Annotated in this window: 16 protein-coding genes and 1 rRNA gene; 12 read left to right on the plus strand and 5 right to left on the minus strand. The window is 35.8% G+C overall.

The genetic code is table 11. The features are described from left to right. Positions 1-44: 44 nt before the first annotated feature. On the plus strand, positions 45-950 hold the full coding sequence (locus MHI00_RS01335; protein WP_010052118.1) for a magnesium transporter CorA family protein: 906 nt from the start codon (positions 45-47) through the stop codon (positions 948-950). A gap of 227 nt (positions 951-1,177) precedes the next feature. On the opposite strand, the gene glf is transcribed toward MHI00_RS01335, so the two are convergent. Genes glf through MHI00_RS01355 form a run of 4 tightly spaced genes read right to left on the minus strand, consistent with a single transcriptional unit; the run spans position 1,178 to position 6,297 of the window. Continuing rightward, positions 1,178-2,305 carry a UDP-galactopyranose mutase gene (glf, locus tag MHI00_RS01340; protein WP_341110370.1) on the minus strand — a complete coding sequence of 376 codons (1,128 nt, stop codon included), beginning with the start codon at positions 2,303-2,305 and terminating at the stop codon, positions 1,178-1,180. 21 nt (positions 2,306-2,326) lie between these two features. Continuing rightward, positions 2,327-3,337 carry a glycosyltransferase family 2 protein gene (locus tag MHI00_RS01345; protein ID WP_341110371.1) on the minus strand — a complete coding sequence of 337 codons (1,011 nt, stop codon included), beginning with the start codon at positions 3,335-3,337 and terminating at the stop codon, positions 2,327-2,329. A 3-nt stretch (positions 3,338-3,340) separates the two neighbouring features. Next, the gene (locus tag MHI00_RS01350) at positions 3,341-3,856 is read right to left on the minus strand and encodes a GtrA family protein (protein ID WP_341110373.1); all 516 of its coding nucleotides are present in this window, start codon (positions 3,854-3,856) and stop codon (positions 3,341-3,343) included. A gap of 32 nt (positions 3,857-3,888) precedes the next feature. Further along, entirely contained in the window at positions 3,889-6,297 is a 2,409-nt protein-coding gene (locus MHI00_RS01355) for a glycoside hydrolase family 3 C-terminal domain-containing protein (protein WP_341110375.1), read from the minus strand. A 296-nt stretch (positions 6,298-6,593) separates the two neighbouring features. Here MHI00_RS01355 and MHI00_RS01360 point away from each other — a divergent pair, with 296 nt between their 5' ends. The 9 genes from MHI00_RS01360 to nrdF all read left to right on the plus strand — a co-directional run bounded on the left by MHI00_RS01360 (position 6,594) and on the right by nrdF (position 14,727). Then, a complete protein-coding gene (locus MHI00_RS01360; RefSeq protein ID WP_010052125.1) occupies positions 6,594-7,295 on the plus strand; it encodes a LytR/AlgR family response regulator transcription factor in 702 nt (233 codons plus the stop codon). Between the two features lies 1 nt (position 7,296). Continuing rightward, positions 7,297-8,613 (plus strand): ATP-binding protein, encoded by a 1,317-nt coding sequence (locus MHI00_RS01365; RefSeq protein WP_010052127.1) that lies wholly within the window; start codon positions 7,297-7,299, stop codon positions 8,611-8,613. 118 nt (positions 8,614-8,731) lie between these two features. Then, positions 8,732-8,929 carry a hypothetical protein gene (locus MHI00_RS01370; protein ID WP_010052128.1) on the plus strand — a complete coding sequence of 66 codons (198 nt, stop codon included), beginning with the start codon at positions 8,732-8,734 and terminating at the stop codon, positions 8,927-8,929. Between the two features lie 209 nt (positions 8,930-9,138). Further along, positions 9,139-9,693: a DUF5067 domain-containing protein gene (locus tag MHI00_RS01375; protein ID WP_010052130.1), complete on the plus strand. Its 555-nt coding sequence runs from the start codon at positions 9,139-9,141 to the stop codon at positions 9,691-9,693. A gap of 90 nt (positions 9,694-9,783) precedes the next feature. Beyond that, positions 9,784-10,614 (plus strand): S-layer protein, encoded by an 831-nt coding sequence (locus tag MHI00_RS01380; RefSeq protein WP_341110379.1) that lies wholly within the window; start codon positions 9,784-9,786, stop codon positions 10,612-10,614. A 312-nt stretch (positions 10,615-10,926) separates the two neighbouring features. After that, positions 10,927-11,160, plus strand: coding sequence for a glutaredoxin-like protein NrdH (gene nrdH / locus MHI00_RS01385; RefSeq protein WP_010052133.1), 234 nt, complete (start codon positions 10,927-10,929; stop codon positions 11,158-11,160). 2 nt (positions 11,161-11,162) lie between these two features. After that, on the plus strand, positions 11,163-11,543 hold the full coding sequence (gene nrdI, locus MHI00_RS01390) for a class Ib ribonucleoside-diphosphate reductase assembly flavoprotein NrdI (RefSeq protein ID WP_010052135.1): 381 nt from the start codon (positions 11,163-11,165) through the stop codon (positions 11,541-11,543). Further along, positions 11,521-13,695, plus strand: a complete 2,175-nt coding sequence (gene nrdE / locus MHI00_RS01395) for a class 1b ribonucleoside-diphosphate reductase subunit alpha (protein WP_015077731.1) — start codon at positions 11,521-11,523, stop codon at positions 13,693-13,695. Before nrdI ends, nrdE begins: the two co-directional genes overlap by 23 nt. A gap of 69 nt (positions 13,696-13,764) precedes the next feature. Then, positions 13,765-14,727 carry a class 1b ribonucleoside-diphosphate reductase subunit beta gene (nrdF, locus tag MHI00_RS01400; RefSeq protein ID WP_010052137.1) on the plus strand — a complete coding sequence of 321 codons (963 nt, stop codon included), beginning with the start codon at positions 13,765-13,767 and terminating at the stop codon, positions 14,725-14,727. A 69-nt stretch (positions 14,728-14,796) separates the two neighbouring features. Here nrdF and MHI00_RS01405 read toward each other — a convergent pair whose 3' ends face one another. Further along, positions 14,797-16,176, minus strand: coding sequence for a PTS sugar transporter subunit IIC (locus MHI00_RS01405; RefSeq protein WP_010052138.1), 1,380 nt, complete (start codon positions 16,174-16,176; stop codon positions 14,797-14,799). A gap of 199 nt (positions 16,177-16,375) precedes the next feature. Between MHI00_RS01405 and MHI00_RS01410 the strand changes: the two genes are divergently transcribed. Both MHI00_RS01410 and MHI00_RS01415 read left to right on the plus strand, forming a co-directional pair. After that, on the plus strand, positions 16,376-17,149 hold the full coding sequence (locus MHI00_RS01410) for a MurR/RpiR family transcriptional regulator (RefSeq protein WP_057001675.1): 774 nt from the start codon (positions 16,376-16,378) through the stop codon (positions 17,147-17,149). 1,073 nt (positions 17,150-18,222) lie between these two features. Further along, positions 18,223-19,777 (plus strand): 16S ribosomal RNA (locus MHI00_RS01415). Positions 19,778-19,867: the final 90 nt, after the last annotated feature.

A 19,867-nucleotide genomic window follows, 5' to 3' on the forward strand; every position in this document is an offset into this window, starting at 1 on the left:
TAGACTTTGATACGAGAAGCATTACAAAAAAGGAGGGATTTTTGATGATTACAGAAAGAAAATTTCAAAATGGAATCAATACTTGGATTAATATAAATTCAGATACCGTTGGAAATGATTCAGATTTATATAAACAATATGGAATTGATAGTGAACTGATTTCATACGCATTGGACAGAAATGAGCGAGCACGTGCGGACTATGATGATGAGGTTGATGCTTTTACATTGATTTATAATGTTCCTAAAAAAAAGGGGCAGAATCAATATTATGAAACAGCACCAATGACCTTCTTAATCCAAAATCAACGTCTGCTAACGATATCCAATCATACAAATGAGTATATTATTCCACAAATGGAAAGATACCTTGAAAAAAATCCTACAGATTCGGTATTTAAATTCCTTTTCGCTAGTTTATTTATTATTTCAGATAATTACTTTCCATTAATTGAGGAAATGAATAAAGAACGAAACTATATTAATGATATGCTAAAACAAAAAACGACAAAGAAAAATTTACTTGCGCTATCTGATTTAGAAACAGGGACAACTTATTTTATCTCTGGGACAAAGCAAAATGCAGTTTTATTGGAACAGATAAAAACGAACGCCATCTATCGACGATTAAATGAAGAAGAAAGCGAGCAACTTGAGGATACGCTGATTGAAGCCAAGCAATTAGTTGAAATGACTCAATTAACGGCACAAGTCCTTCAACAATTATCTGGCACATATAACAATATTCTAAATAATAATCTAAATGACACCATGAAAATACTAACAGTCTTATCGCTTTTATTAACTGTACCAACCATTGTAACAGGTTATTTCGGTATGAATATGCCTTTACCCTTGGAGCAAAATATTTTTGGTTGGCTAATCGTGATAGGCATCAGTCTAGTAGGATGGTTTGGCCTAGCATTTATTTTGCATTTTATTCTTAAGTAATGTTGAAAATAGAGCAAAAAGAGCTTGAGTCTTTCTCATGCTCTTTTTTTGTCCTCAGATAGTAGCAGAAATCACTTGATTCATCTGTGTAGATTAATTTATCCATATCCAACATCCAGTAGATACTAAGCTAAGTTACGGCGCGGACGTATCTTAAAGCCAGTAATTATTAAAGGATGAATAGTGAAGCTTAGATTGTTTAAATGTCTTCCTATAATTTAGCAAAATTATCTATTTTCTTGTTGGAACTCTCGCTTAACAAGCGCTAAAGCACTGGCTACAATTTGATCCATATTTAGGTATTGATAGGTACCTAAGCGTCCACCAAATGTGATAGTCGGTTCGTTTTTTGCCAATTGAACATAGCGTTTATACAACTGATTATTGACTTGGTCATTCACAGGATAGTAAGCATCATCCCCTTTGTGCCAAGCTGTAGAATATTCTTTTGTGATAATGGTTTCGGGCTGTTCTCCAAAGTTAAAATGCTTATGTTCAATAATTCGTGTATACGGTGTAGCGGCATCAGTATAATTGACGACGGCATTGCCTTGGTAGTTAGCCGTTTCTGGTAAAAGTGTAGTTTCAAAACGCAAAGAGCGATACTCTAAAATACCTAGTTGGTAGTCAAAAAATTCATCAATCATTCCCGTATAAATAATTTTAGGATAAGTAGATAAATACATCTCCTTATCTGCAAAAAAATCTGTCTTTGTTTCGACCTGAATAGCATCAGATGCGAGCATTTTTTCGATAATCGCTGTATACCCATCTACGGGAATACCTTGATACTTATCTGAAAAGTAGTTGTTATCAAAGGTAAAACGAACAGGCAAACGTTTTATGATGAATGCTGGCAATTCTTTTGGGTCTTTTCCCCATTGTTTTTTAGTGTAGTCTTTAATTAAGGTAGTATAAATATCAGTACCAACCAACGCAATTGCTTGTTCTTCAAGATTCTCGGGTATTTTAGTTCCTATAATTTTCCGTTGTTCAGCAATTTTATCTTGGGCTTCTTGCGGTGTCCGAGTCCCCCATAGTTGATAGAAAGTATTCATATTAAAAGGTAAATTATATAGCTTTCCCTGATAGTTAGCGATGGGTGCATTAACAAAATGATTAAAGGCGGTAAATTGAGACATGTATTGCCAAATCGTTTCATTATTAGTATGGAAAATATGAGCACCATAGCGATGAATGTCAATATCTGCAATGCGTTCTGTATAAATATTGCCAGCGATGTGCTCACGTTTTTCAATTACTTTTACTTTGAAGCCACGTTGAGCTGCTTCATAGGCAAATACAGCTCCAAACAACCCTGACCCAACAACTAGATAATCGAATTTTTCTGTCATAATACGCTCCTTCCAGCCGGTTTAATTAAATCCATATATTTTTTGCAAGACACGATAAACACCTATAACTGTATAGCGTCCCGTTTTTCCAGGAAGATTGACGCTGTAGCCAATTAAGCTTTTGCGCAGTTCTCGATAAAGGGGATGATTCTGTTCAGCAATATATTTCCATAAAGTTGCTTTTTTAGCTAAGTTTTCAACAGATCCTTCTTTAATTAAGAGAACGGAAGATACCGTTGTGATAATCTCTAAATACTGACGCATATAATTGCGTTGATCATTATCAATCTCAGGCAAATTTGTATAGAAGTCAATCATACGTCGATTGACAAATAGCTGTTGATCAATACGTGCAATCATGACTTGTTCATTGACGGACTGATCGTTGCGCCCGATAAAATAGCGGTATAAATCAACATCTAGGTAATACATTTTCTTTACAAAGGGTAAGGGTTCAAAAGCGTAAAGATTATCGACATAAAAAGTGTGCTTTGGTAAGGTTAACTTGCTTTTTTGTAACACACTTCTGTGATAAATAAGTGCATGCATCAACAAATATTTTCCAACAGGTAACTTCACCTCATCCCAAGAAAATTCTCGGTTAACTGGTAAAGCTGAAGCATAGTGAATCCGTTTTTTATAACGAGCCCCGACTTTTTCATAGACATAATTATTAATAATCAAATCAACTTCATTCATTGCAGATTGATTATTTATGAAAGTTAAGACCGAATGCAGTGCTTCAGCATCGACCCAGTCATCGCTGTCTACAATTTTAATGTAACGACCGGTCGCCTGCTGTATTCCAGAAGTAACGGCCATGCCATGACCGCCATTTTCTTGGTGAATAACTTTAATGACAGTTGAAAAACGCTCTTGATACTGTTGAGCGATAGTAGCAGTTTGGTCAGTAGAACCGTCATTGACAATAATAATTTCAATATCTGTACCCCCGACTAATAAAGAATTTAGACAATGCTTCATGTAATTTTCTGAATTATAACAGGGGACAACAACACTCAAAGCTTTCATTTTTTACTCCTTTTTCATGATTTTAAACTTCATCATTGGATAGTTAATCACAACTTGTAAAACAATATTGACGACGTTTGCTAAAGTAGGAGCCAATCCGTGAATAAAAGGTTGTGTTAACTTAATAATATGTGGTGGAAGCCAGACAGAAATCAATCCAGCAAAAACAACTGTTAAAATATAGAGTGGCAAGACTTTTCGAATTTCAATCGTTGCTGAAAAAACAAATTTTCGTTGGACAAAAAAATTGACGATTTGTGCACAAACATAAGCCAACAGGAAGCTTAAAAAGCTACTTAAACCACCTTCAGCGGTTGAATAGTTAAATATAAACCAATGGAAATTGATGCTAGCTAACTGAGAGAATAAAAATCCAGTTCCAATCCATAAAACAATGAAATTTACAATAGTAGCAACGTTACTCATAATATTAAACAAGATAAATTCAAATAAGTCAGGGTGCTTGGCTTTAAAGTTTTTAATAGCCGTTACAAGTCCCCTCTGTTTTTTAGTTTCCAAGTTTTCATCACCTTTAATCGTTAGTCTTATAGTTAAATACCTTGTTTTTGTCGTTTGCGGTTCATTCGTGTTGCTTTTAGTAATTGTTTTGTACCAAACCAAAAACGACCATTAATCATGACCATTAATCCTTCCATCATTGCAAAACTCATCAGCCCATCGGTCATTTTACTCACGGCTCTAAATGTCATATTATAGATAAACAAAACATTAAGATTGGGTTTCCCTTTTTTCTTGCTCTGTTTTAAAATACGATTTAAAATCTGATAAACAGCACGAGCTAGCCAGCTTTTGGCATAAGCAAGTTGGCTAATAGAATCATTGATTGTTAGAGTTTGCCCTTTTGTAAAAGGAGTTATGCGTACTGCTCGACCAAGTAAGAGCTCAAACTCGCTCATTGAGGAATTCTCAACCGCAGCAGTAAAGTAGGAAGAAATAGCAGTAGGGTTATATGGAAGCGGAACTTGCTTACCCGATTGATAAACTGAACCGGTTAAGCGGATATCTTGGACATTTGTTCCAACTAGCAGATGATACGTTCCAGATTCAATCTCCCATGCTTTAGTAGCAGTATTATAATATCTAAATGTTTTATCATCAAAAGGTAGTTCCACCAACTGTTCTTCGCCAGCTTCTAAAAACAGTTTTTTAAATCCTTTTAGCTCCTTGCTTGGTCGATAGATAGCATCAGATTGACAAGACACATAGAACTGAACAATTTCTGCACCAGCAACTGTGCCACTGTTTTTAATTAGACAACTGATGCCAGTTTCAGAAATTTGTAAATCAGAATACTCAAAATCTGTATAACTTAATCCAAATCCAAAAGGGTATTTGACGCTTTTATTGGCTGTTTCAAAATAACGATAGCCAATGTAAGGACCTTCTTGGTAAATAGCTTGATTTGTTGAGCTAGGGTAATCTTTAGCAGAAGGCAAATCCCAATAGTCCACTGGATAAGTCTCACTTAATTTTCCGCTAGGTGAGTACTTTCCTGTTAAAATATCCAGAATAGCGCCGGCACCAGCTTGTCCAGCTAAATAACCATGGAGCACACCTTTGCTCGCTGTATCCCAACTCATATCAATGACGGATCCAGCTGATAAAATGGTTACAATTTGTGGATTTACCTCTGCGATAGTTGCGATTAAAGCTAATTGATTTTCTGGCAAAGATAAAGTCGTACGATCTAATCCCTCTGATTCGCTAATCTCATCCAAGCCAACATAAAGTAAAACGGTGTCGACTTTTTTCGCTAAAGCAACAGCTTCTGAAATCAAAGACTGATCACTAGTGGAACTACGTTTATATCCTTGAGCATAACCTTTAAAATTAAGCGGATAGGAGTCGATTAGCTCTAGTGTCGAATCTAATTGTGTTGGGTTAACAACTGAAGACCCAGCTCCTTGATATCTTGGTGTTTGGGCGAAATCACCAATAATGGCGATGGACTCATCTGCTTGAAGCGGAAGAATATTTTCTTCATTTTTTAACAAAACAATGCTTTCACGAGCTGCTTTTTTTGCAACTTCATGATGCAGCTCGAAAGTACGATCACTTTTATTTGTAGCATGTCTACTAGTTTCTAAAATTATCGTAAGTAGTTCATCGACACGTTCATCTAAAATAGCTTCAGAAAGCTGCCCATTTTGAACCGCGGCAACAATTTCTGCTGCACCGTTTACTCCAGTTGAGGGCATCTCCAAATGACTGCCATTTTTTACTCCAAGGACATGGTCATTGCTCCCACCCCAGTCAGAGACAACAAATCCTGAAAATCCCCATTTATCTACTAAGGTGTGACGTAGCAATTCTTTATCCTCGTTGGCATAGATGCCATTGACTTTATTATAGGCAGACATTATTGACTTAGCCTTGCCTTCTTTGACGGCAATTTCAAATCCAGTTAAATAAATTTCGTGGAGGGTGCGCTCATCTATAATAGAATCAACGGTCATCCGTCTAGTTTCTTGACTATTTGCAGCAAAGTGTTTAGGACAAGCAACCACACCGTTTTCTTGGATTCCGCGTGTATAAGCAGCCGCCATTTTCCCAGCTTGATAGGGATCTTCACTGAAATATTCAAAATTACGTCCACAAAGAGGGTTGCGTTTGATATTTAAACCGGGCCCTAAAACCACATGGACATCACTATTACGAGCTTCTGCGCCTAGGCTCCTCCCAATTTCTTCACCTAACTCTTCATCCCAACTATTGGCAATAGTGGCTGCTGTCGGAAAACAAGTTGCTTTTAAACTGGCATTTAAGCCCAAGTGATCAGCAGCTCCTTCTTGTTTGCGCAAACCGTGGGGACCGTCAGATAGAAAAATAGATGGAATGCCTAGTTCTTCATAAGAAACAGTCTCCCAAGTGCTTTTGCCAGACATAAAAAAAGCCTTTTGTTGCAGTGTCATTTTATTAATTAACTCTGTATTGTTCATTGTTAGCCCTCTCTATCGATAAATTAACTTTTATAATCCCTTAGCAATAAGATTACGCTAGGGTGGAAAGATATAATTAAATTCAGTATAGCATTGGCGGAAACGGTTGCAATTAAGCGTGCATAATTTGAAAGATTTCCTTCATGTTCTGTCATGGGCTGTTGAAATACCCAAAAATTGCTAAAAATTGAAGGGGAAATAACTGGAAATTGACATCTAGCACATTTGAACTAATTTTGTTATACTAACGTCATCCAATAATTCTGTAGACTAAATAGAGAAAGGGTCGGAAATCAATGAAAATTGCAATTGTGGAGGATAATGAGGCGAACTATTTAACATTAAAACAGCATATTGACTCTTTTTTTAAAGCCCATAATTTAATCGGCACAATTGATTACTATCCTGATGGATTAGCATTAGTTAATTCCTTTAAAAACAACTATGACATTATTTATTTTGATGTTGAAATGGAGTTAATGGATGGCATGACTGCAGCAAAAAAGATTAGACAAATTGACGAAGAAGTATTAATTGTTTTTGTTACGAATTATGTGCAATGGGCAATTGAAGGATACACTGTCAATGCGACTGATTTTTTGCTTAAACCATTAAGTTATTTTAATTTTAGTGAGCATTTTAAAAAAATACAAAAGAGATTGAATCATAATGAACAAAAATATCTAACAATTAAAGCTGGAAGCGGTTTTACAAAAATTAAATTAAGTGAACTTTTTTTTATTGAAAGTGAGGGTCACTATCTTAAAATCCATACCCATGAGCAAACCTTTACACTGCTAGAATCTATGAAAAATATGGAAAAAAAGTTATTGGAAGAAGATTTCTTTCGTTGCAATAACTGTTACTTAGTTAACTTAAAATATGTTACAGGTATTGAAAAAAGTACGGCTAAAGTCGGTCACTATAATTTACAAATCAGTCGTCCTCGGAAAAAAGAGTTCTTAGAAGCTTTAACAGCTTATATTGGAGGCGAGTAAGTTGATCCAAGAAGTTTTACCCAATATTCCTAGGCACTATACGGCTTTGGCTGAGTGGTTGACTTGTGTAGTGTTTATTTTTCCTCTGGCTGCTAAAAGAGAGCGTTGGCAATTCTTAGTTTTGTTAATGGGCGTTGGACAATATGCGCTGCAAATGATGGTTGGTTCATGGCCCTTGCCTTTATGGATTCCCGGTATGGTTGTCAATGTTTGCTGGATGTTCTTAACAATTGTCGTCAGTAGTAAAATTAGTTTGAAAAATGCTAGCTATCTTTGTGCAAAAGCCTTTATTGTCGCAGAATTCACAGCATCATTTACTTGGCAGATGTATTGTCAGCTAATTTTGAATCGTGTGGCTAAAGGGGCATTTATTTCCATTTGGTTCCCTGTTTTGCTATATGCAATAATTCTAACTACTGTGTTTTTGGTTGAAAAAAGAGTAGAGCGAACAGATGTGAATTTAACTATTCAAAATAAAAATGTCTTTATTGCGATGTTAACTGCAGTGATTATTTTTTCTATTAGTAATATCGGTTTTATCATCTCAAGAACAGAATACTCTTTTGGTGATCCATTGTCCGTTTTTTTGATACGATCATTAATTAATTTTTGTGGTATCTGTATTTTATATATGCAAGAGAACCAACAATATGAACACCATTTACAAAATGAATTGAAGGCAGTTAATAATATCTTTCAAAATCATTATGAACAATATGTTGCTTATAAAGAAAGTGCTAGTTTGATTGAACGGAAAGTCCATGATTTAAAACATCAAATTGAAACAATTCGTTCAGAAGAAAATATCGAGAAGAAAGAAGCTTATCTTGAAGAAATGACGAAGGCGATTAATACATTTAGTTCTGATATTCATACAGGAAATGGAATTTTAGATACTATTTTGTCACGGAAAAATAGTTATTGTCTAGAACAAGATATTCGTTTTACTTGTATCGTGGAAGGGAAATTACTTAGTTTTCTAGATACTATGGATATTTGTAGCTTGTTTGGGAATGCTCTTGATAATGCAATTGAAGCTGTTTTAAGAAATGCTGAACTAGAGCAAAGACTAGTGAATTTACGCGTCTCAAAAAGGGGTGATTTTGTCATCATTTTGGTGGAAAACTATGTTCCAGACCTAGATGAACTTTCAGAAGGGCTGCCTGAAACAACTAAAACAAATAAAGATTACCATGGATATGGATTAAAAAGCATTGATTATATCGCTGGGAAGTATGAAGGGAATATGAATGTTTCTGTAAAAAATAATTGGTTTTTACTAAAAGTTCTTTTACCTCTTCCTGCTACGTTAAATTGAATTTGCTATAAAGAAAATCAGGCTAGGTCAGATAAATGTGCTTAGCCTGATTGGAATTAGAGGGGGCAAAAACTTGTAATTACTGATAAAACAAGGTATTCTATATAGAGAAGGGAAGGTGACGCTTATTAGTAAAAAGAACAATATTTTATCGTACCCAAAGTTTATCATACAGGCAGATGCAGATTTGAAAGAGCAAGGAGTAAAAACACACAATAAATCGCTTTATCAAATTTTAGTCGAAGCAAACATTTTAAATCAATCGGGAGAGCCGACAGAATGGATCATGGAAAATGGCCATTTAAAAGAAGCTTAGAAGGAGAGTGCAATGGCGCACTGTCTCTTTTTTTGTCTTTAAAATCAATACATAATAAGTCTGTCCAAAAGCTATTTAGTTATTCTTAATTTGTGTAAAAAAGAAAAGAATAAAAGCAAACATTGAAATAAAAATATGGTATACTGTTCAAGTAACGTTCGTTTTTTGTTTTTATTTGCAAAATTTGGAACTGGAGGAGGAAGAAGACATTGAAAAAATGGAGGAAAATCAACATTTTTGCTTTGATGTTGGGACTCTTACTGCTAGTCGGTTGTGGAATGAGAAAAGAAGCAGAGCATGATGTTTCTAAAGATTTTACTTATGATAAAAAGGTAGAGATGGATCAAGTTGTAGAAGGTGAGGAGTACAGTGTTCGAGTGACGGGGTATAAAGTAATTCGAGATAGCGAGAATATGCCGGCTTTGATGATGTATTATGAATTTGTTAATAGTAGTGAAGAAGAAATTTCACCATATGACCTCTATATGGATGCTTATCAAACGAGTAAAATAGCAGACGGGGATACAGAGCTTTATGAAGCTGATATTTATGATGGGTTACTAGATGAAGAAGATTTAACTCTATTAAATAATACTTTTGAGCTGGTAGAGCCAGAAAGCCAATTAAAATGCGCAACTGTGTGGAAGTTAAGAAATAATAAATACCCGCTAGAAGTTGAAGTTTACAGTTATGAAGAAGAATATCTGGGGATCATTCAGATCGATATGCAAAAAGGAATTGCTGAAGGATCTACCGAGATTTAAGAAGTAAAAGGTACTTTTCCGTTAATTGTGGTGAAGAGTACTTTTTAATTTGAATTCAAATAGAGTTGAAGTAACTAGGAGGATGGTTAGATGGAAAAAATATTAATAAGTACACTATTGATTTTCTCTCTTAGTCTATTTGTCCTCTCTCTTTATTTACATATTCAGTTGAAGAAAAAAATCAAACGGTTGATGACTAAAAAGCCTAATACACGTCAACGAAAAGCGCAGTTGAGATGGAATCAGAATCAAAAAATGTTGAAGAAGCGTCTAGCTAAACGTTTAGTTTTTGTGATTTGTTTTGGTTTAGTAAGTTTAATGGTAGGTTTGACACTGCCATTCTATTCAGAAAACAGATTTAAAGCTAGTTCAGAGAATACTTTCAAGACTGAAGTTAATGCTGACCAAAATCACCTTATTTTAGATACCCCTGAACAGTCGATTGAAAAAGATGAAGTCCCAGAAAAAACAGGAACACAAGAAAACCCACAGCCGTTTTCACAACCAGTAAGAGTGGCGGCAAATTTTTTAGATTTAAACACGATGACTTTTTTTCCTGCTGAATTGGAGGTTACTGTTTTAAATTCCATTCGTGGAGAAGAGGCGTGGCGTTTATTAGTTGGTGAAAATCAGTTTAATCCTATGGCGCCAGCAGGTAAAGAATATATCTTGAATCGTTTGAAGTGTAAGATTGTCGCACCAGAAAATCCAACGGCAATCGCGAAATTCTCAGAGTTTGATTTTAATTATTATTCAAAAGAGGGAAATCCTTATGAACGTGTGACAGTCATTACTCCAGATCGCTTAGGATCGGAATTGGAAGTCAACGTTGAAAAAGAAGGCTATCTTTACGCTTTAATCGACAGTGGAGATGCGCCAGTCATTAATTATCAAAATAACTTATTTTTAGCAACGGAATGATTGGAAATAGCTAGTTGTAAATGTACGAAAAGTGTTGGATTAATTGTAGGAAAAAGTTAGAAATTTAAATAGCTAAAAAGTCAATAGTAAAATGAAGAAAAAAGGTTAAAATTTTTGAGCGAATAAGTTGCAAATCGGCAATTGTCTAAGCTATAATAGGGTTTCTTAAGTTTTTCTAAACGACTATATATGGTGTTTTTTAATAAAGTTTGCAAGTAGCGTATCTATATGTTGTGTTTAGTTGTGAGATGGCTTATAATGAATCTTGTCGATATAAAAAAACAATTATTTAACAAAATGGAGGCAGTAAAAATGAATAAAATCCACTTATATAGTAAACCAAATTGTCCACAATGTGACATGACAAAGTTTTTGTTAAAAAATGAAAATATAGAGTTCCACGAAAAGAATATTATGGAAGACGAAAGCCATTTAAATTATTTAAAAGATCTTGGCTATATGAGTGTTCCTGTAGTAATGGTGGAAGGAATTGAACCAATCGTTGGTTTCCAACCAGAACGTCTAAAAGAATTGAAAGCAATCTAATTATGAAAATCGTTTATTTTTCCTTAACCGGACAAACCAGACGTTTTGTAAAAAAATTAGACTTAGATAGCTATGAGGTCACTGAAACAAATCCTTTTTATCGTATTGAAGAGGACTATGTCGTAGTGGCCCCTACTTATGACATCGAAGTAACCGAATTGATTAATGATTTTATCGAGTATAGTGATAATCAAATGCACTTGAAAGGCGTAGCGGGTGGTGGAAACCTAAACTTCGCCAATCTTTTTGTCTTTACAGCAAAAGATTTAGCCAAAAAATACAACGTTCCAATGCTATTTGCATTTGAATTTAGTGGAACAGACTTAGATGTCATTAACTTTAAGAAAGAGGTTGATAAACTTGAACATAACAAAAATTCCTAAAGAACAAAACAACCCTAGCTATTTTAAATTAAATAATCAATTAAATATTCCAGTGAATGGAAAAATACCCATGCACAAAGATAAAGAAGCCGCTCGTGCTTACTTTTTGGAGCATGTAAATCCAAACACTGTTTTTTTTCATACATTAAGAGAAAAATTGGACTACTTACTAGAAAATGATTATATTGAAGAAGAGTTTATTTCTAAGTATTCATTTGAATTTATCAAGAAATTATTCCAAAAAACCTACGATCATAAATTCCGTTTCCGTTCATTTATGGGAGCTCATAAATTTTATACTCAATATGCTTTGAAAACGAATGATAATCAACGCTATTTAGAGCGTTATGAAGATAGAATTGCGTTTAATGCGCTTTATTTTGCCGATGGCAATGAAGAACTAGCAATGGATTTAGCTGAAGAAATGATTACACAACGTTATCAGCCTGCAACGCCTTCATTCTTAAACGCTGGGCGTAAGCGTCGTGGTGAATTAGTTTCGTGTTTCTTGCTACAATTAACTGATGATATGAATAGTATTGGTCGTGGTATTAACAGCGCCCTACAATTATCAAGAATCGGTGGAGGCGTAGGGATTTCACTTTCTAACTTGCGTGCTGCTGGAGACCCAATCAAAGGCTATGAAGGCGCAGCAAGCGGCGTAGTTCCAGTTATGAAATTATTAGAAGATAGTTTTTCATACAGTAACCAACTAGGTCAACGTCAAGGAGCAGGAGCTGTTTATCTAAGTGTTTTCCATCCAGATGTTGTCGCATTTTTAGCAACTAAAAAAGAAAATGCGGATGAAAAAGTTCGTGTTAAAACATTGTCTCTTGGATTAGTTGTTCCAGACAAATTTTATGAATTGGCTAAAAATGATGATTATATGTATCTATTTAGCCCATACGATGTTGAGCGTATCTACGGAGAGCCTTTCTCGTATATTGATATCACAGAAAAATATGACGAGTTAGTGAATAATCCTGATATTAAAAAATCTAAGATTAAAGCACGTGACTTAGAAATAGAAATCAGTAAATTGCAACAAGAATCAGGTTATCCTTATGTGATTAATATTGATGCTGCTAACCGTAGCAATCCAATTAAAGGGAAAATCTTGATGAGTAACCTATGTTCAGAAATTTTACAAGTTCAAAAACCTTCTATTATTAATGATGACCAAAGCTATGAAGAAATTGGAACAGATATTAGCTGTAATTTAGGTTCAAGTAATATTGTGAATCTAATGGCTTCACCAGATTTTGGCCGTTCTGTTCGAACAATGACTCGTGCACTGACATTTATTACAGACAGTTCATCTGTTGCAGTAGTTCCTTCTGTTAAAAAAGGTAATGATCAAGCTCATACAATTGGTTTAGGAGCAATGGGACTGCATACGTATTTAGCTATGAATCAAATCCATTATGGCTCACCGGAATCAGTTGATTTCATTAATATTTATTTCTTATTATTAAATTACTGGACATTAGTTGAAAGTAATAATATTGCTAAAGAGCGCAATGAGACTTTTGTTGATTTTGCTGAGTCTAAATACGCAACAGGTGAGTACTTCGACAAATATATCGAAAAAGAATGGCAACCTGAGTCTCAACGTGTCCGCGAATTATTTGAAGGTATATTTATTCCAACCACAGAAGACTGGGAAAAATTACGTGATAATGTTAAAGAATTTGGCTTATACAATCAAAACCGTTTAGCGGTAGCACCAAATGGTTCTATTTCTTATGTGAACGAAACTAGTGCTAGTTTACACCCAATTACGCAAAGAATTGAAGAGCGTCAAGAAAAGAAAACGGGTAAAACGTATTATCCAGCACCATTTTTATCAGATGAAACAATGCCTTATTATAAATCAGCCTACGATATGGACATGCGTAAAGTAATCGATGTTTATGCAGCTGCTCAACAACATATTGATCAAGGAATGAGCTTAACCTTGTTTATGCGCTCAACAATTCCAGCAGGTTTATATGAATGGAAAGGCGAAAATGAGAAGCAAACTACAAGAGATCTAAGTATCTTACGTAACTATGCTTACCATAAAGGTTGTAAATCAATCTATTATATTCGTACCTTTACAGATGATACAGATGAAATCGGTAGTAATGCATGTGAAAGTTGCTCGATATAAGATTAAATAAAAGTTGAAATAGCGCACGTTAAACTGCGCTATTTTTCAAGATAGAAGGGATTTTAGACGATGACTGAATCAGAACAATATGCGGCGATAAATTGGAATAGTTTTGAAGATATTCTTGATAAAAAGACATGGGAAAAATTAACAGAACAATTTTGGTTAGATACACGAATTCCAATCTCAAATGATTTAGATGATTGGCGTAACCTATCAAGTATTGAAAAAACTTTAGTAGAACGTGTTTTTGGTGGATTAACTTTATTAGATACGCTTCAATCACAAGATGGAATCTCAGCTTTACGTCAAGATGTCCGTTCGCCTCATGAAGAAGCTGTATTAAATAATATTCAATTTATGGAATCTGTACATGCTAAGAGCTATTCTTCTATATTTAGTACATTAAATACGCCTAGAGAAATAGAAGAGATTTTCAACTGGACGAATTCAAATGTTTATTTGCAAGAAAAAGCAGCGATTATGAATGATATTTATCAAACAGGCTCGCCATTACAAAAGAAGGTAGCAAGTGTCTTCTTGGAAACTTTCTTATTCTATTCTGGTTTCTACACACCGTTATACTATCTAGGAATTAACAAATTGCCTAACGTTGCTGAAATCATTAAATTGATTATCCGTGACGAATCTGTCCATGGTACGTATATCGGTTATAAATTCCAACTAGGTTTCAATGAGTTATCAGAAGATGAACAAAAAAGTTTGCAAGGGTGGATTTATGAATTATTGTATAAACTTTATGAAAATGAAGTGAAGTATACAGAATTATTATATGATACAGTTGGTTGGACTGAAGAAGTTAAAGTTTATTTACGTTATAATGGAAACAAAGCCTTAATGAATTTAGGTATGGCACCATTATTCCCTGATACAGCAGAAGATGTTAATCCAATTGTTATGAATGGAATGTCTGCTGGAACAAGTAACCATGATTTCTTCTCACAAGTTGGAAATGGCTATCTATTAGGAGTCGTTGAGCCAATGCAGAAAGAAGATTACGAAATTTTATAATTTGATTAACTAAAATACCGACTTAAACTTTTACAAAAGGTTTAAGTCGGTATTTTTTATTTTTTTAAATTAATCAACATCTTCTAGTTTTATTTTATTAGCAGCGATAACGAAAGGTGCCCAGATGACGAAAGCAATTGCTAGATTAACAATCGAAAGAATAATCGCACGCCAATCGCCACCAGTCGCTAGGAAGCCATTAACAATTGGTGGCATGACCCAAATGACACTAACAACTACAGGTGCGACTAGGCCAGTCATGGTAGCGAAGTAAGCTACACCAGCCATAACACAAGGAGCTAGAATGACAGGAATCATGTAAAGAGGATTCAAAACAATCGGCATACCGAACATAACAGGTTCATTAATATTAAAAATTCCTGGTCCAATACTTAAATTTGCTACAGCTCTTGAATCTGGACGCTTAGAAAAAACAAAGATTGCAACAATTAGCATTAATGTTGCGCCAGACCCGCCTGGCCAAACGAAAGCTTGGAACGTTCCTGAAACCCATTTGTAGGGGATATCTTGGCCATTTTGAAAAGCATTCATATTTTGATTCATGGCATTTCCCCAAATAGTAGATAGAACTGGAGCCATGACGTTATCTCCATGAATCCCAAAGAACCATAGCAAATGAACTAGGAAAACAATGAGTAAAACGGCCCCGAAACCTTGAGATAAGTTTAGAAGAGGTTCTTGAATGGTAGATGTAATCCAGTCAATCATCGGCATACCAGTTAATTTAGAAAACCCATAATTGATGAGTCCGCAGGTATATAAAGCTACGCAAGCTGGAATAATAGCAGCGAAAGCTTTTGCCACAGCTGGTGGAACAGAATCAGGCATTTTAATTGTGATATTTGCTAACATTAATTTTGAAAAGATTACTACTGAAATAAAACCAAAGATAATCGCTGTAAATAATCCTGATCCGCCCATATGTGCGTCGAAGTTAAAAAAGCCCCAAGCACTAGTGACGATAGTATTTCCATCAGTAACACTACCGCCAGCTTCATTAATCAATTTTACCATGTTACCAGGTATTTTTTCTGACAGAGCTAAATTTGTTGTTGCAGTTTGAGTTAAGCCCATAAAAAAAGCAGCTAAAGCCACGACAGCTCCGGACAAAGGATCGACATGATAAACTTTTGCTAAATTATAGCCAAGCGCAACTGCGAATATCACTGCAACAATAGCTAAGCTACCAAGCCAAACATACCCATTAATGCCAATAATTGGTTCCATCGCAGTGACAAAACCAGTCCAACCCCAAGTAGTCGGGAAGTCACGTAAAAAAGCATTTAATAAGACGGCAATCGATCCAGCCATGGTCGCTGGCATAGTTCCGATAAAACCATCACGTAACGCAACTAAATGTTTTTCATTCCCGATTTTAGCAGCAATAGGAATGATATACTTCTCTAACCAATTCATTAATCCTTGCATCATTAAACCTCCATAGTTAAAATAATATAAGTGTAGCAACAAGTAAAGCGCTTTACACAAATCATTATAATGTTTAAAATACCCTTTTAACAGGTGTATTAAAGATAAGGAGATTCATTACTAAGGAAAGGAAAGCGTTACCTTTACGTTACGCCTTGTTACATGTTAAAATACTGGAGTAAGCTAGGGGGAATAAAATATGTTGTTTTTGGATAAAACGGTGGAATTAAATGATACTGAAATGGAGATATATCATTATATCAGCGGGAACATTGATAAAGTTATTTTTATGAGAATTCGTGATTTAGCAGATGAAGTTCATTATAGTACGACCACCATCTTGCGTTTTTGTCGCAAATTTGACTGTCAGGGTTTCGCTGAATTTAGAATTAAGTTGCGAATGTTTCGTAAAAATCAAAAACAAATTCCAATTGATACGACAGATGAGACGACATATATTGATTTTTTGAACCGAACAGCACAACCTGAGTTTCAGCGTTCCGTTCAAGAAGTTGTAACGGTTTTAGCTGAAGCGGAACTGGTTATTTTTGTTGGAGTTGGATCATCTAAGCTGATGGCAGAGTATGGAGCTTTATATTTTTCTTCATTATTTCTCATGTCGATTCATATAGATGATTTATTTAATCATCCATTATATTATCTGTCGAACCAAGTATCTAAAAAATCTTGTTTGTTTATAGTTTCAGTTGATGGTGAGAACAAAGAAATAATTAAAAATATTCATCACTTAAAAATGCAAAATATAAAGGTTATATCTATAACTAACAGCGCTAAGTCCACCATTGCTAGACTATCAGATGCAAACATTTCCTACTATATAAATAAAGAACAATTTCAAGAGGCAAATATCACCTCGCAATTGCCAGCGTTGTATACGATTGAACTGGTAGGTAAAGAGATGCGTAAACAGCTAAATAGAACTAAAGATAGCATTGGGAATGACCTATTTTAAAGCTAGAAAGAAAAAGAGTAATTTTATTTGCTATCAAAATAAGATTACGGTATGCTAATGGTACCAATCTGATAAAGGAGTGGCAATAACCGTGAAAAATATGGATCAAAAGAAAGTTTTTAGTATGCTTAGCTCAATTTACTCAACTTTAATTATTCTTTTCTTAGTATTGTATTTTTTTACTAAGGATACAAATTCGTTATTAATTGATATCTGTTTGATTGGGTTACTAGTTATAGCTATCATTTTTGCAGTCATATTGTTTATCAATTATCGAAAACAAAAATCAACTAAATAAATGAGCTAGATGTAATGAAGTATAATTGCCTGAGTAAGTTAAGGTGATTATACTTTTTTGTTTTATATAAAAGTTGGTTGCTTCTTATTCCTTACTGAATGCGTTTGCATAAAAATTCAAAAATAGAGAATGCTAGTTAAAAATTAAAATAGATGCAATAAAAAAATAAAAAGCTTCGGTTGACTTTAATTTTACGCTAGTTAATTCTTTTAAAAAGAATGAAATATAGCAGAATTTTTTAGGAAAAAGTGAGGAATTAAAGAATAATCTAGATTGGAAATGAATTTTTTTCGTAAATTCATGAATAAAATAAACGATTTTGTGGAAATATACACCCTATGGAAATAAAGAATAAATTGGTAAGGAGTTTTTATCACGAACAATAAAGGTTAATCACATTGTTAAATTCGTATTTTAGTAGGAATAACTTTAGAAATTAGAATGTATTTTTATCTAATGTTCATCTTTAAATAAAAAAGATAAAAAAAGATAAAAAAGTGTTGACGAACCTTGTCATACTTGGTATATTAATACATGTCGTTACGACGTATTCGCGTCTCAACGAAAAATAAATTTTAAAAAAGTGTTGACAACCGAAAAGATATTTGCTAATATATAGAAGTTGTCAAAACGACAAACGAAACAACTTAGACCTTTGAAAACTGAACAAAGTAAGACGAACCAAATGTGTAGGATGACTCAACAAGGTTGAGTCAAACAAGCAAGAAAGTGAATAATTATTCGCTAGCAAAACTAATGAGCTTCAAGCATCATTTTATATGAGAGTTTGATCCTGGCTCAGGACGAACGCTGGCGGCGTGCCTAATACATGCAAGTCGAACGCACGAAGTTGAAGAGCTTGCTCTTTAACCAAGTGAGTGGCGGACGGGTGAGTAACACGTGGGTAACCTGCCCATTAGAGGGGGATAACATTCGGAAACGGATGCTAATACCGCATAGTTTCAGGAATCGCATGATTCTTGAAGGAAAGGTGGCTTCGGCTACCACTAATGGATGGACCCGCGGCGTATTAGCTAGTTGGTGAGGTAATGGCTCACCAAGGCAATGATACGTAGCCGACCTGAGAGGGTGATCGGCCACACTGGGACTGAGACACGGCCCAGACTCCTACGGGAGGCAGCAGTAGGGAATCTTCCGCAATGGACGAAAGTCTGACGGAGCAACGCCGCGTGAGTGAAGAAGGTTTTCGGATCGTAAAACTCTGTTGTTAAAGAAGAACAAGGATGAGAGTAACTGCTCATCCCCTGACGGTATTTAACCAGAAAGCCACGGCTAACTACGTGCCAGCAGCCGCGGTAATACGTAGGTGGCAAGCGTTGTCCGGATTTATTGGGCGTAAAGCGAGCGCAGGCGGTTCTTTAAGTCTGATGTGAAAGCCCCCGGCTCAACCGGGGAGGGTCATTGGAAACTGGAGAACTTGAGTGCAGAAGAGGAGAGTGGAATTCCACGTGTAGCGGTGAAATGCGTAGATATGTGGAGGAACACCAGTGGCGAAGGCGACTCTCTGGTCTGTAACTGACGCTGAGGCTCGAAAGCGTGGGGAGCAAACAGGATTAGATACCCTGGTAGTCCACGCCGTAAACGATGAGTGCTAAGTGTTGGAGGGTTTCCGCCCTTCAGTGCTGCAGCTAACGCATTAAGCACTCCGCCTGGGGAGTACGGCCGCAAGGCTGAAACTCAAAGGAATTGACGGGGACCCGCACAAGCGGTGGAGCATGTGGTTTAATTCGAAGCAACGCGAAGAACCTTACCAGGTCTTGACATCCTTTGACCACTCTAGAGATAGAGCTTTCCCTTCGGGGACAAAGTGACAGGTGGTGCATGGTTGTCGTCAGCTCGTGTCGTGAGATGTTGGGTTAAGTCCCGCAACGAGCGCAACCCTTATTACTAGTTGCCAGCATTTAGTTGGGCACTCTAGTGAGACTGCCGGTGACAAACCGGAGGAAGGTGGGGATGACGTCAAATCATCATGCCCCTTATGACCTGGGCTACACACGTGCTACAATGGATGGTACAACGAGTCGCAAGGTCGCGAGGCCAAGCTAATCTCTTAAAGCCATTCTCAGTTCGGATTGTAGGCTGCAACTCGCCTACATGAAGCCGGAATCGCTAGTAATCGCGGATCAGAACGCCGCGGTGAATACGTTCCCGGGTCTTGTACACACCGCCCGTCACACCACGAGAGTTTGTAACACCCGAAGCCGGTGAGGTAACCTTTTAGGAGCCAGCCGTCTAAGGTGGGATAGATAATTGGGGTGAAGTCGTAACAAGGTAGCCGTATCGGAAGGTGCGGCTGGATCACCTCCTTTCTAAGGAATATTACGGAAATCCCACACATTCGTTTTTACTTTGTTCAGTTTTGAGAGGTCTAACTCTCAAATTGGTACTTATAAATAGTC

The sequence above is a fragment of the Carnobacterium sp. FSL E2-0243 genome, from assembly GCF_038003605.1.
GTDB classification, from domain to species: domain Bacteria; phylum Bacillota; class Bacilli; order Lactobacillales; family Carnobacteriaceae; genus Carnobacterium; species Carnobacterium maltaromaticum.

Bases quoted from the DNA above. Each gene is read 5' to 3' on its own strand.
- MHI00_RS01335 (WP_010052118.1), top strand. From the start codon at position 45: ATGATTACAGAAAGAAAATTTCAAAATGGAATCAATACTTGGATTAAT.
- glf (WP_341110370.1), bottom strand. From the start codon at position 2,305: ATGACAGAAAAATTCGATTATCTAGTTGTTGGGTCAGGGTTGTTTGGA.
- MHI00_RS01345 (WP_341110371.1), bottom strand. From the start codon at position 3,337: ATGAAAGCTTTGAGTGTTGTTGTCCCCTGTTATAATTCAGAAAATTAC.
- MHI00_RS01355 (WP_341110375.1), bottom strand. From the start codon at position 6,297: ATGAACAATACAGAGTTAATTAATAAAATGACACTGCAACAAAAGGCT.
- MHI00_RS01360 (WP_010052125.1), top strand. From the start codon at position 6,594: ATGAAAATTGCAATTGTGGAGGATAATGAGGCGAACTATTTAACATTA.
- MHI00_RS01380 (WP_341110379.1), top strand. From the start codon at position 9,784: ATGGAAAAAATATTAATAAGTACACTATTGATTTTCTCTCTTAGTCTA.
- nrdH (WP_010052133.1), top strand. From the start codon at position 10,927: ATGAATAAAATCCACTTATATAGTAAACCAAATTGTCCACAATGTGAC.
- nrdI (WP_010052135.1), top strand. From the start codon at position 11,163: ATGAAAATCGTTTATTTTTCCTTAACCGGACAAACCAGACGTTTTGTA.
- nrdF (WP_010052137.1), top strand. From the start codon at position 13,765: ATGACTGAATCAGAACAATATGCGGCGATAAATTGGAATAGTTTTGAA.
- MHI00_RS01405 (WP_010052138.1), bottom strand. From the start codon at position 16,176: ATGCAAGGATTAATGAATTGGTTAGAGAAGTATATCATTCCTATTGCT.
- MHI00_RS01410 (WP_057001675.1), top strand. From the start codon at position 16,376: ATGTTGTTTTTGGATAAAACGGTGGAATTAAATGATACTGAAATGGAG.